This window comes from Minwuia thermotolerans, assembly GCF_002924445.1.
Taxonomy (GTDB): Bacteria; Pseudomonadota; Alphaproteobacteria; order Minwuiales; family Minwuiaceae; genus Minwuia; species Minwuia thermotolerans.
This window is the reverse complement of the sequence record NZ_PIGG01000031.1, coordinates 429,927-442,806: the sequence shown is the minus strand read 5'-3', so window position 1 is coordinate 442,806 and position 12,880 is coordinate 429,927. Positions and strand designations below refer to the sequence as shown.

At 67.7% G+C, this 12,880-nt stretch carries 11 protein-coding genes; 10 read left to right on the top strand and 1 reads right to left on the bottom strand.

What is annotated here, in order from left to right:
- Positions 1-97 precede the first annotated feature (97 nt).
- Both alaS and CWC60_RS09950 read left to right on the top strand, forming a co-directional pair.
- Complete coding sequence (gene alaS / locus CWC60_RS09955) at positions 98-2,737, top strand: alanine--tRNA ligase (protein WP_109793938.1); 2,640 nt, start codon at positions 98-100, stop codon at positions 2,735-2,737.
- A 5-nt stretch (positions 2,738-2,742) separates the two neighbouring features.
- A complete protein-coding gene (locus tag CWC60_RS09950) occupies positions 2,743-3,936 on the top strand; it encodes a cyclic nucleotide-gated ion channel (protein ID WP_109793828.1) in 1,194 nt (397 codons plus the stop codon).
- A 3-nt stretch (positions 3,937-3,939) separates the two neighbouring features.
- Here CWC60_RS09950 and CWC60_RS09945 read toward each other — a convergent pair whose 3' ends face one another.
- On the bottom strand, positions 3,940-6,336 hold the full coding sequence (locus tag CWC60_RS09945; protein WP_109793827.1) for a penicillin acylase family protein: 2,397 nt from the start codon (positions 6,334-6,336) through the stop codon (positions 3,940-3,942).
- Positions 6,337-6,500: 164 nt separating this feature from the next.
- On the opposite strand from CWC60_RS09945, the gene CWC60_RS09940 reads away from it, so the two are divergent.
- The 8 genes from CWC60_RS09940 to CWC60_RS09905 are packed head-to-tail and all read left to right on the top strand — an operon-like array spanning position 6,501 to position 12,829.
- A complete protein-coding gene (locus CWC60_RS09940) occupies positions 6,501-7,388 on the top strand; it encodes an NAD(P)-dependent oxidoreductase (RefSeq protein ID WP_109793826.1) in 888 nt (295 codons plus the stop codon).
- Positions 7,381-7,566: a hypothetical protein gene (locus CWC60_RS09935; RefSeq protein ID WP_109793825.1), complete on the top strand. Its 186-nt coding sequence runs from the start codon at positions 7,381-7,383 to the stop codon at positions 7,564-7,566. The genes CWC60_RS09940 and CWC60_RS09935 overlap by 8 nt, the downstream gene beginning before the upstream one ends.
- A 56-nt stretch (positions 7,567-7,622) precedes the next feature.
- Positions 7,623-8,549, top strand: a complete 927-nt coding sequence (locus CWC60_RS09930; protein WP_109793824.1) for an AAA family ATPase — start codon at positions 7,623-7,625, stop codon at positions 8,547-8,549.
- The gene (locus CWC60_RS09925; RefSeq protein WP_206419863.1) at positions 8,546-9,829 is read left to right on the top strand and encodes a vWA domain-containing protein; all 1,284 of its coding nucleotides are present in this window, start codon (positions 8,546-8,548) and stop codon (positions 9,827-9,829) included. Before CWC60_RS09930 ends, CWC60_RS09925 begins: the two co-directional genes overlap by 4 nt.
- Positions 9,826-10,149, top strand: a complete 324-nt coding sequence (locus tag CWC60_RS09920) for an XdhC family protein (RefSeq protein ID WP_109793823.1) — start codon at positions 9,826-9,828, stop codon at positions 10,147-10,149. The genes CWC60_RS09925 and CWC60_RS09920 overlap by 4 nt, the downstream gene beginning before the upstream one ends.
- The gene (locus CWC60_RS09915; RefSeq protein WP_109793822.1) at positions 10,150-10,824 is read left to right on the top strand and encodes an XdhC family protein; all 675 of its coding nucleotides are present in this window, start codon (positions 10,150-10,152) and stop codon (positions 10,822-10,824) included. It abuts the gene before it with no gap.
- Positions 10,821-12,425, top strand: a complete 1,605-nt coding sequence (locus tag CWC60_RS09910) for an NTP transferase domain-containing protein (RefSeq protein ID WP_109793821.1) — start codon at positions 10,821-10,823, stop codon at positions 12,423-12,425. Before CWC60_RS09915 ends, CWC60_RS09910 begins: the two co-directional genes overlap by 4 nt.
- Positions 12,422-12,829 carry an iron-sulfur cluster assembly scaffold protein gene (locus CWC60_RS09905; RefSeq protein ID WP_109793820.1) on the top strand — a complete coding sequence of 136 codons (408 nt, stop codon included), beginning with the start codon at positions 12,422-12,424 and terminating at the stop codon, positions 12,827-12,829. The genes CWC60_RS09910 and CWC60_RS09905 overlap by 4 nt, the downstream gene beginning before the upstream one ends.
- Positions 12,830-12,880: the final 51 nt, after the last annotated feature.

Below are 12,880 nucleotides of genomic sequence, written 5' to 3'. Positions count from 1 at the left end.
GCGCGCGCGCTTGACACCCATGCGTCGCGGGACCAGATTACAGCGCTTGTTCAACAGTGTTTTTGTCGAAAAAACAAGACGTTAGAAAGAGGTGACCGTGCCGGGCGGCAACGAAATTCGCAAAGCCTTCGTCGATTTCTTCAAGGCGAACGGGCACGAGCATGTGGCGTCTTCGCCCCTGGTGCCGCATCAGGACCCGACCCTGATGTTCACCAATGCGGGCATGGTGCAGTTCAAGAACGTCTTCACCGGCCAGGAGAAGCGCGACTACAACCGGGCCGTGACCTCGCAGAAGTGCGTCCGCGCCGGCGGCAAGCACAACGATCTGGACAATGTCGGCTACACGGCCCGGCATCATACCTTCTTCGAGATGCTGGGGAATTTCTCCTTCGGCGACTACTTCAAGGACCTGGCGATCGAACTGGCCTGGAAGCTGGTGACCGAGGAGTTCGGCCTGGCGAAGGATCGTCTGCTGGTCACCGTCTACGCCGACGATGACCAGGCCGCGGAACTCTGGCGCAGCATCGCCGGGCTGCCTGACGAGCGGATCATCCGCATCGCGACGTCGGACAATTTCTGGTCGATGGGCGATACCGGGCCGTGCGGGCCCTGCTCGGAGATCTTCTTCGACCACGGCGAGGGCGTGCCCGGCGGGCCGCCCGGCAGTGCCGACGAGGACGGCGACCGCTTCATCGAGATCTGGAACCTGGTCTTCATGCAGTTCGACCAGCGGAGCGATGGCGAACGGATCGAGCTGCCGCGCCCCTCGATCGACACCGGCATGGGGCTGGAGCGCGTGACCGCGACGCTGAACGGCACCCATGACAACTACGCCACCGATCTGCTGCGCAACCTGATCGAGCAGTCGGCGCATTTCTCGAACACGGAGCCCGACGGCGGGGGGGCGGTCCATCACCGCGTCATTGCCGATCATCTGCGCGCCAGCGCCTTCCTGATCGCCGACGGCGTGCTGCCCTCCAACGAGGGGCGCGGCTACGTGCTGCGGCGGATCATGCGCCGCGGCATGCGCCATGCCCACATGCTGGGCTGCCAGGATCCGCACATGTACCGCCTGGTGCCTGAACTGGTGCGCATGATGGGCGCCACCTTCGGCGAGCTCGTCCGCGCCGAGGCGCTGATCACCGAGACGCTGAAGCTGGAGGAGGGCCGCTTCAAGCAGACCCTCGACCGCGGCCTCAAGCTGCTGGAGGAGGAGACGGCGAAGCTGGGCGGGAAACAGGCGCTCTCCGGCGAGGTCGCCTTCCGCCTCTACGACACCTTCGGCTTCCCCCTCGATCTGACCCAGGACATCCTGCGCAACCAGGGACGCAGCGTGGACACCGAAGGCTTCCGGTCCGCCATGGAGCGCCAGCGCGCCGAGGCGCGGCGGAGCTGGGCGGGTTCCGGCGAACAGGCCACCGAGGCGATCTGGTTCGACATCCGGGAGAAGGCCGGGGCCAGCGAGTTCCTGGGCTACACCTCCGATGTCGGCGAGGCGCAGGTCCAGGCGCTGGTCGCCGGCGGCGAGCCGGTCGAACGCGCCGGCGACGGCGATGACGTCATGGTGGTGCTGAACCAGACGCCGTTCTACGGCGAGTCCGGCGGCCAGATGGGTGATTCCGGCGAGATCCGCCTGGCCGGCGGCGGCGTGATCCGCGTCTCCGATACCCAGAAGCGGGTCGGCGACGTGCACGTCCATGTCGGCCGCGTCGAGGGCGGCGAGGTCCGCGTCGGCGATACGGTGACCGCCGCGATCGACCGGGAGCGGCGGGACCGCCTGCGCGCCAATCATTCGGCCACTCATCTGCTGCACAAGGCGCTCCGGCGCCGGCTCGGCGATCATGTGGTGCAGAAGGGCTCGCTGGTGGCGCCGGACCGGCTGCGCTTCGACATCTCCCATCCGAAGCCGATGACCGAAGAGGAACGGGCCGACGTCGAAGCCGAGGTCAACCGCATGATCCGCGGCAATGGCGAGGTCGTGACGCGGCTGATGGCCCCGGACGAGGCGGTCGAGGCGGGCGCGCTGGCGCTGTTCGGCGAGAAATACGGTGACGAAGTCCGCGTCGTCTCCATGGGCGGCGGCGATGCGCCGGAATTCTCGACCGAGCTCTGCGGCGGCACGCATGTCCGCCGCACTGGCGATATCGGCGCTTTTCACATTGTCGGCGAAGGGGCGGTTGCCGCGGGGGTGCGGCGTATCGAGGCGATGACCGGGCAGGCGGCGCTCGACTGGCTCGGCGGGCAGGAGCAAGCGCTCCGCACCATCGCCGGGGCGCTGAAGACCACGCCGCAGGACGCGCCGGCGCGCGTCGCCCAGCTTGTCGAGGAGCGGCGCAGGCTGGAGCGCGAACTCGTCGAAGCGCGCCGCAAGGCGGCGCTCGGCGGCGGCGGTCAGGCCGGCCCTGCGGCCAGGGAAATCAACGGCATCCGCTTCGTCGGCCAGATCGCCGAGGGCGTGCCGGCGAAGGATCTGAAGGGCATGGTCGATGCGATGAAGGCGGGCGGCTCCGGCGTCTATGCCGTGGTCGGCATCAATGACGGCAAGGCCGCGCTGGTCGTCGGGGTCACGGAGGATCTGACGGACCGGGCCGACGCCGTGGCCCTGGTGCGCGCCGGCGTCGGCGCCATCGGCGGCAAGGGCGGCGGCGGCCGCCCCGACATGGCCCAGGGGGGCGGACCCGACGGGTCGCAGGCCGCCAAGGCCCTGTCGGCCGTCGAGGCGGCGCTGGCGGGCTGACGCGCATGGGCCGGAGGGGCGTCGCCGAGTTCACCGCCCGGCGGCGCGCTTTCGAGATTGTCGAGGAAGCCGCGCCCGGCGACCGGCCCAGTCAGGCGTTCGACTGGTTCCTGATCGGCCTGATCACGCTCAACATCGCGGCCGTGGTGCTGGAGACGGTACCGTCGATCCACGACGACTTCGCGGCCGGATTCCACGTCTTCGAGATTGTTTCGGTGGCACTCTTCACGGTCGAGTACGTGCTGCGCATCTGGGTCGCGCCGGAGCACGCCTCGTTCCGCCAGTACGGCCCGGTAGGCAGCCGTCTGCGCTACGCCGTGAGTTTCTTTGCGTTGATCGACCTGCTGGCGATCCTGCCCTTCTACCTCGCCTTCCTGCTGGGCCTCGATCTTCGGGTGCTGCGGGTGCTGCGGCTCCTCCGCTTCCTGAAGCTTATGCGCTATTCGGCGGCGATGATGACCATGCAGCGTGTCGTCTACGACGAAAGGCGCGCCCTCGTAGCTGCGCTGCTGATCATGCTCGGTCTGCTGATCGTCGCCTCGACGGGCATGTACTACGCGGAGCGTCACGCCCAGCCGGAGCGTTTCGGCTCGATACCTGCGGCGATGTGGTGGGGTCTGGCGACGCTGACGACGGTGGGCTATGGCGACATCGTGCCGGTGACCCTGGTGGGCAAGATGATCGGCGGCATCGTCATGCTGCTGGGGCTGGGCATGTTCGCACTGCCCATCGGCATTCTGGCGACCGGTTTCACCCAGGAGGTCAAGCGCCGCGAATTCGTGGTCACACGCTCCATGGTGGAGCGAATATCTCTGTTCGAGAAACTGCCGCCCAGCGAGACGGCCCGTCTCACGCGGCAGATGCGGGCCATCCGCTACGATGTCGGTGCGGTCATCGTGCGCCGCGGCGAGCCGGTCGAGAGCCTGTATTTCCTCGCTGTCGGCGACGTCGATCTGGAGATCGGCAAGCGCGACTTCCACCTGGAGGACGGCGATTTCTTCGGCGAGACGGCGACGGCGAAACGCGTCGAGGACGATCTCATGGCCATCGCCTCGTCCCAGTGCCTGGTGATGGCGCTGGATCTGCGCGACCTCAATCCGCTGATCAACCGCCACCCCCATCTTGGCGTGCGCCTGGCCGAGGTGGCGGAGGAACGGATAGGCGCGCCGCCGGCCGATGCCGACCACGACGCCGCCTGAAGCCTATCTGGCCGGTACCAGCCGCAGCACGCCGATGGCCCCGGGCTCGATGTCCTCGGTCCGCATCGACATCGGGATGTAGTCGACACGCTGCCAGCGGTCGACGAAGCCGCTGTAATGGCCCGACAGCACGTTGCCCGACTGCCCGGTCGAATGGATGTAGAGGGAGCGGTTCAGATCGTCGAGATCGTAGATCGCCCGCATCGACGCCGCGCTGTTCGTGGTGAAGGGATCGCGCTCCCGGCGCATCGTGGAATGGGCAACGTTGATGGTGAAACTGTCGCCCCCGACGGGCGTGCGGATATCGAAGATGTCGCGCAGCACCGGCACGTGGGTGAAGGGGTTGTGATCGCTCAGCGCCTCGTGGATCGGGCCCCAGACCCAGTTCTGGCGGTCGGCCCCGAAGCGTTGCTCCAGATCGGCCAGGGCGAGATCCAGCGACCGGCTCAGCATGTCGGCGCAGGTCTCATGTGCATCTGTCGCCACATCGTCGCACCAGATACTCATGCCGTCCGCGTCGGCCAGGACGCGGCGCATGAACAGCACGCGCGGCGCCCACAGTTCCTCGAAGGCGCCCCGGCCCTCGTCGATGAGGACCTGGCGGACGAACTGCCGGTACCAGGCGCTGAAGACCGTCGGCTCGATCCGGTCGGCCGACATGTCGCCGTCCCAGATCTTCAGGTCCGCGACTACCGCCCGGGCGCGCTCACTGGCGGGCTCGAAGGCCAGCATCAGGGGAAGGAACTCCCGCACCATCAGCGAGACCTGGTCGGCCTGGATCGTCTTGAAGCTCTCGACCGAATGAGCGTTCCGGGCGGTCAGCAGATCGGTGATCCGCTGCGCGCGATAGGGCGGCGCCCATTCGTTGGTCAGAAAATAGGGATAATCGTCGCCGACGATCCGGTTGTTGGCGGTGACGACGAAGCCGCTTTCCGGATTGACCGCCGACGGGAGATGGCGGTGGGGAACAAATCCCAGACGCTGGCCGCCGGGCTCCCAGCCGCGTACCGGAAGCATGCCTTGCCATGGCGAGCGGTCGGCGCGGATCGGGACCTTGCCGGCGGCGACGAAACCGATATTCCCCTCGACGTCGGCGATGACGATGTTCTGCTGGGCGCCGTCGAAGTCCCGCATGATTTCCTGCAGTTCGGTCACCGTCCGGGCGTCGGCGGCCCGCAGACCGGCGCGGGCGGTCATCTCGTTTGCTTCCAGAACATGCCAGCGAAGGGCCACGACATGATCTTCGGGCGCGAATTCGCGCACCCGGCCCGTGGCTTCGTTCAGCACGGGACCGTTGCGGGTCTCGCGCACGGTGATGGTGCGTTCAGCCGCATCCTTGACGCGGATCACTTCCTGGCGGGTCTCGAAGTCGGCCCAGCCGGCTTCGGTGCGGTACTGGTTCGGGTTGTCGGGGTTGATCTGCTCGATCACCAGGTCCTGCGTGTCCGGACCGGTATTGGTGAAGCCCCAGGCGAGATGGCGGTTGCGGCCGAGCACCACGAAGGGCAGCCCCGGCAGCGTCGCGCCCATGGCGGCCGTCTCGCCGTCGTCCCAGTGCGCGAAGTACCAGACCGACGGCGTCTGCAGACCCAGATGCGGGTCGTTGGCCAGCAATGGCTTCCCGGTGGCGCTGCGGCTGCCGTCGACCACCCAGTTGTTGGAACCGAGGCCGTCGTGACGGCGGAAGGGCCGTGCAGCCGCGATCATGGGTCCCAGGTCGGGCAGGGCGTCCAGAGCTGCCTGGTCGGGCAGCGCCACGGCGCCGTCCGCCGGGTAGGGCGGCCAGATCTGACGCATCCGCTCCGGCCCCAGCAACCGGGCGACCTGGGCGCGCGTGGCCTCGCTGGTCCAGTTTTCGGACAGGTCCAGCGCCATCATCTTCAGCCAGACGAGCGAGTCGGCGGGCTTCCATGGTTCGGGCTCGATACCGAGGATCAGGAACTCGGGCGGCAGCAGGCCGCCATCGTTCTCAAGGAAGGCGTTCACGCCGTCGGCGTATCGCTGCAGCAGGCTCCGGGTGCGGGCATCGAGATTGGGGACCGTCGCTTCCGCGGCGCGGTAGAAGCCCAGGGTCCGCAGGAAGATATCGGTCTGCACCGTCTTTTCGCCGGCGAACTCCGATAGGCGGCCCTGACCGATGCGGCGCTGCAGTTCCATCTGCCAGAGCCTGTCCTGGGCGTGGACGAAGCCGAGAGCGAAGACCGTATCCTCCCGGCTGCCGGCATAGATATGCGGCACGGCGAAGCGGTCACGCACGATGCGTATCTCGCCTTCCAGAGCGGGAAGCGCCACTTCGCCATCGACCTGCGGCAACGTCATGCGCCCGACCACGAACAGGCCGATGACCGCGATCGCCAGGAACACCACAAGGGTGCCCAGAATGCGCCAGATCCATTTCATCGCGCGCGGCGTCCCGGCGGGCAGTTGTCTTGCATCCCGAAAGCATCGCGCGAAACGTGATTCGCCACAACAGCCAAGGCCCCGGCCAGCCTTGGCTTTGCGCCCCGCCGCGCGCCGGTGTAGGAAAGACGAAAGCAATTTCCGAACAGGGGAGCAGACAGGCGATGGTAAAGCGCGCGGCATTCATCGGACTGGGCGTCATGGGTTTTCCGATGGCGGGGTATCTCCAGCAGAAGGGTTACGACACCTGCGTCTACAACCGCACCGCGGCCAAGGCCGAGGAGTGGACGTCCAAACACGGGGGCCGCAGCGCGGCAACCCCGCGGGAAGCGGCCGAAGGCGCGGATTTCGTCATGGCCTGTGTCGGCAATGATGACGACCTTCGCGGCGTCGTGCTGGGCGCCGAGGGCGCCTTTGCAGGGATGAAGGAAGGCGCCATCTTCGTCGATCACACCACGGCCTCGGCGGATGTCGCCCGCGAGCTTGCCGCCAAGGGCGCGGAGATGGGACTGGGCTTCGTCGACGCGCCGGTCTCCGGCGGTCAGGCCGGGGCGGAAAACGGCGTGCTGACCGTGATGTGCGGCGGCGATCAGGCGCATTTCGACGCTGCGAAGCCGGCCATCGACTGCTACGCCCGCGCCTGCGAACGGCTGGGCGGCGTCGGCGCCGGCCAGCTGACCAAGATGGTCAACCAGATCTGCATCGCCGGTCTGGTCCAGGGCCTGTCGGAGGCGCTGCACTTCGCCCAGAAAGCCGGTCTCGACGGCCGCGCGGTGATCGACGTGATCTCCAAGGGCGCCGCCCAGTCCTGGCAGATGGAAAACCGCTACGAAACCATGCTGGACGACAAGTTCGATTTCGGCTTCGCCGTCGACTGGATGCGCAAGGACCTGGGCCTCTGCCTGGAGGAAGGCAAAAGGATCGGTGCGAGCCTGCCTGTGGCCGGTCTGGTCGACCAGTTCTACGGCGACGTCCAGTCCATGGGCGGCGGCCGCTGGGATACCTCCAGTCTGATCCGGCGTCTGCGGCAGCTCCAGAAATCCTATGGCTGACAGGAATGCGCCGGGGGAGAAGGAGACCGGCGCTCCGGCCCCTTCGCCTGCGGAAGCCGCGGAACGGGCCGTCCGGGAGGCGCGCGCGCGCCGGTCCATGGGCCCGTGGACCTGGGCCGTGCTGCTTGTCCTCGTGCTCGTCATCTTCACCACACTGCTGGTCCGCTGGCCGGCTTGACCGGCCGAAGCCCGCTCTCTAAGTCCCGCTGAACCCGCCAACCGGAGAAATCCCGCATGTCCGACGCGCCCCGCGCCCTGCCCGAGACCATCGACGCGACCGTCGAGTTGCTGTCCCAGGGCGATTATGTCGCCGACCGCAGTCTGGCGACCGTGGCCTTCCTGTCGCTGCGGATGGGCCGGCCGATCTTCCTGGAAGGCGAGGCCGGCGTCGGCAAGACAGAGATCGCCAAGGTCCTGGCGCACAGCCTGGGCCGGAAGCTGGTCCGGCTCCAGTGCTATGAGGGCCTCGATACGGCTTCGGCTGTCTATGAATGGAACTACGCCCGCCAGATGCTGGAAATCCGCCTGGCCGAGGCAGCGGGTGAAACCGACCGTGAGAAGCTGGCCAGGGGCATCTTCACAGAGGAGTTCCTGATCCGCCGGCCGCTGCTGCAGGCGCTGGAAAGCCACAACGGCGCCGCCCCGGTGCTGCTGATCGACGAACTGGACCGCACCGACGAACCCTTCGAGGCCTATCTGCTGGAAGTCCTGTCGGACTACCAGATCACGATCCCCGAGATCGGCACCATCAAGGCCGCCGAGCCGCCGATCGTCGTCATCACCTCCAACCGCACCCGCGAGATCCACGACGCGCTGAAGCGGCGCTGCCTCTATCACTGGGTCGACTATCCTTCCGCCGAGCGCGAACTCGAAATCCTCGCCCGCAAGGCCCCCGGCGCGCCGGAGCGGCTGACGCGGGAGATCGTCGGCTTCATCCAGGCGCTCAGGAAGATGGACCTGTTCAAGGTTCCGGGCGTGGCCGAAACCATCGACTGGACCAAGGCGCTGAGCGAACTCGATGTCATCGCCCTCGATCCCGAAACGGTGAACAACACCCTCGGCGTGATCCTGAAATACCAGGACGACATCGCGAAGATGCAGGGCAGCGAGGCGGCCAGAATCCTGCGCCAGGTCCAGGCCGAGGCGGCCGCGCTGGGATGAGCCCCGACATGCCGCCCGCCGCCGGTGCCGGCGGCCCGGAGAGGGATGGCGGAAGCACCGGCGGCGGACGCTTCGCCGAGAACATCATGTACTTCGCGCGCGCCCTCAGGGCCGCCGGCCTGCCGGTGGGCCCGGGCCAGATGCTGGACGCGATCCGCGCGGTCGAGATCGCCGGCCTGCGCCGCCGCGACGACTTCTACTGGACCCTGCACGCGATCTTCGTGAAGCGCCGCGACCAGAAGGAGCTGTTCGACCAGGCGTTCCAGATCTTCTGGCGCAATCCGGAACTGCTGGAAAAGATGATGTCGCTGCTGATGCCCGTCGTGCATCCCGACATCGAGGAGACACCGGCGGAGAAGAAGAAGGCGATGCGCCGCGTCGCCGAGGCGCTGGCGCGCGCGCAGGAAGACCAGCCGGTCGGCGAGAAAAAGGAACTCGAAGTCGACATGTCGCTGACCGTCTCCGACGAGGAACGGTTGCAGGCCAAGGACTTCGAGGACATGACGGCTGAGGAGCTGGAGCGGGCGCGCAAGGCGATCCAGCGCATGCGTCTGCCGCTGGCCGACATCAAGACCCGGCGCTTCGCGCCCCAGGCCCATGGCCGCCGTGTCGACATGCGCCGGTCCTTCCGCTCGACGTTGAAGTCAGGCGGCGACATCGTGAAGCTGGAACACCGCGCCCGCGTCCGGCGCCATCCTCCGCTGGTCATCCTCTGCGACATTTCCGGCTCCATGGAGCGTTATTCGCGAATGATGCTGCACTTCATGCATGCGGTGACCAACGACCGGGACCGGGTCCACAGTTTCGTCTTCGGCACCCGGCTGACCAATATCAGCCGCCATCTCAGGCACCGCGACATCGACCTGGCGCTGGAGCGGATCGGCGACCAGGTGCAGGACTGGTCCGGCGGAACGCGTATCGGTGCGACCCTGGCCGAGTTCAACCAGTACTGGTCCAGGCGGGTGCTGGGGCAGGGCGCGGTGGTCCTGCTGATCACCGACGGTCTGGACCGGGATGCCGGCGAGGGGCTGGAGAAGGAGATGGAGCGGCTCCACAAGTCGTGCCGGCGGCTGATCTGGCTGAACCCGCTCCTGCGCTATGACGGCTTCAAGCCAAGGGCGCGCGGCATCCGGGCGATCCTGCCTCATGTTGACGAATTTCTGCCGGTCCACAATCTTCAGAGTCTCGGCGACCTGACGGCCGCCCTGAGCGATCTCGGCCGGCGCCGCAATGCAGGCGCGGGCATCATGGCAGAGGCGGAGGCGGAGGCGCAGACATGAACCAGGAACGCAGCGACATCCTGCAGACGGCGGCGGACTGGCAGGACGCAGGCCGCAAGGTGGCCCTGGCCACGGTGGTCTCGACCTGGGGTTCCGCGCCGCGCCCGGCCGGCAGCCAGCTTGCCGTCTCGGACAGCGGCGACTTCATCGGCTCGGTTTCGGGCGGCTGCGTCGAGGGCGCGGTCGTCGCCGAGGCCCAGCAGATCATGCAGTCGGGTGCGCCGAAGCTGCTGGAGTTCGGCGTGTCCAATGACGAGGCCTGGGAAGTGGGCCTTGCCTGCGGCGGCCGCATCTCCGTCTTCGTGGAGAAGCTGAGCTAGATGGACCGCGACATCCTCAGGGAATTGCTGGCGGACCGCGATGCCAAGCGGTCCGTTGTTCTGGCGACCGTGCTCGAGAGCGGCGCGCAGCGTCTGATCCGGCCGGGCGGAGACGATCCGCTTCAGGCCGAGGCCGAGGCCGCGATCCGCGCCGACAAGCCGGCGACGGTGGAAACCGACGACGGACAGGTCTTCCTCAACGTCTTCAACCCGCCGCTGCGCATGATCATCGTCGGCGCAGTCCACATCGCGCAGTTCCTGGCGCCCATGGCGCAGATGACGGGCTATGCCGTCACCATCATCGACCCCCGCCAGGCCTGGGCGACGCCGGAGCGTTTTCCCGATATCCGCATTGTCGACGAATGGCCCGACGACGCCATGGCCGAGCTGAAGCCCGATCACCGCACAGCGATCGTCACGTTGACCCACGATCCGAAACTGGACGATCCGGCGCTGCAGGCGGCGCTGAGGTCGGAAGCGTTCTATGTCGGTTCGCTGGGCTCCAAACGGACCCATGCCAAGCGCGTGCAGCGCCTGGAGGGCGCCGGCTATTCCAAGGCCGAGATCGGCCGCATCCACGCGCCCGTCGGCCTCGACATCGGCGCCAAGTCGCCGGCGGAGATCGCCGTCTCCGTCATGGCACAGGTGACGGCGGCGCTCCGGGGCGCGGCGTGAGGTTCGGCCGGTTTCCACTTGATGAGGCGGAAGGGGCGCTCCTCGCCCACTCGGTCACGGTGGATGGCCGCCGCCTGAAGAAGGGGCATCGGCTGACCCGACAGGACGTCGACGGTCTGGCGCAGGGCGGCGCTGCCGACATCCTCGCGGCCCGTCTGGAGGACGGTGACGTCGGTGAGGACGAGGCGGCCGGACGCATCGCCGAGGCCGCCTGCGGGGACGGCGCCGCTGTCAACGCGCCGTTCACGGGCCGCTGCAATATCTACGCGGAAGTATCTGGAATCGTTTGCATCGATCCGGAGATCGTTGCGGCGATCAATTCGATCGACGAGTCCATCACCATTGCCACGCTCCGGCCTTTCGACGCCGTTGAGAAGGGGCAGATGCTGGCGACTGTCAAGATCATCCCCTTCGCGGTCGAGGCGCATCTGCTCGCTGCCGCCGCCGAGCGGGCGGCCGGCGCGGTGCGGGTCGCGCCCTTCCGGGCGCGGCGCGTCGGCGTGATCTCGACCCGGCTGCCGGAAACCAAGGCGAGCGTGATCGACAAGGGCGTGGAACTGATGCGCCGGCGTCTCGAACGGACCGGTGGCGAGGTCGCCGAGGCGGTCACCATCGACCATCACGAGGACGCGGTGGCGGAGGCGGTGGCGAAACAGGCGGCGGCCGGTCTCGCGCCCATCGTGATCTTTTCGGCGTCCGCGATCACCGACCGCCGCGACGTGGTGCCGGCGGGGATCGTCGCCGCCGGCGGCGGGATCGACCATTACGGCATGCCGGTCGATCCGGGCAACCTGATGCTGATGGCGCGGATCGGGGATGTGCCGGTGATCGGCGCGCCGGGCTGCGCCCGAAGCCCGAAGGAGAACGGATTCGACTGGGTCATCAACCGCCTGGCCGCCGGTCTTGAAGTCGGGCCGGGCGAGATCATGGCCATGGGGGTCGGCGGTCTGCTGGTCGACACGGGTCAGCGCGGGGCGCCCCGGGAGAAGCGCGCCTCGACCGCGCCGCGCATGCCGAAGGTGGCCGCCATCCTTCTCGCCGCCGGCCAGTCGCGGCGCATGGGGGCGGTGAACAAGCTGCTGGCGACGGTCGCGGGCAAGCCGCTGGTCCGCCACGCCTGGGACGCCATCGCCGCCAGCAAGGCGTCTCCTGTCATCGTTGTGACAGGCCATGAGAGTGAGCGCGTCCGCGAGGCGCTGGGTGACGCGCCCGAGGCCATCTTCGTGGAGAACCCGGACTATGCGGAGGGACTAAGCACCTCGCTGAACGCCGGTCTGCAGGCCGCGCCTGAAGACTGCGAGGCCGTCGTCGTCTGTCTTGGCGACATGCCGCGGGTGACGGAAGGGCTGATCGACCGGCTGATCAGCGCCTACAACCCGGTCGAGGGGCGCGCCATCTGCGTGCCCACACGGGAGGGCAAGCGGGGCAATCCCGTGCTGTTCGACCGGCAGTTCTTCGCAGAAGTGCGGGATATTGCCGGCGACGTGGGCGCGAAACATCTGATCGGCCGGCATGAGGACATGGTCGCCGAGATCGCGGTGGATGACGAGGCCATCTTTCTGGACGTGGACACGCCAGAGGCGCTGGAGAAACTGGCTTGAGCGAACTGGAGCAGACGGAACTGCTGAAGCTGGCGGCGCGGGCCAGCGGGGCCGGGCGGCTGGAGAACCCGGACGGGTCGGCGGAGATCCGCAACCCCTTCTGCGGCGACCGCCTGAAGCTGGACGTGCGCCTGGAGGACGGCAAGGTGGTCGAGATCGGCTATGAAATCCGGGCCTGTCTGGTCTGCCAGGCCTCCGCCTCCATCGTCGGCGAGCGCATGCCGGGCCGGCGTGTCGAGGAGATCGCGAATGTTGCGGCCGAGGTCGAGAGATTTCTGAAGGACGGCGGTGACCCGCCTGAATTCTTTGCGCTTTTCGAACCGATGAAGCCCCATCTCAACCGCCATGTCTGCATCCTGATGCCCTTTCAGGGCGTGGCCGAGGCGGCCGAAGGCGCGGGCTGATTGCACATTCGCCGCGCCCCGGTAGACTTGCCGCCCGAAGGTTCAGCCGGG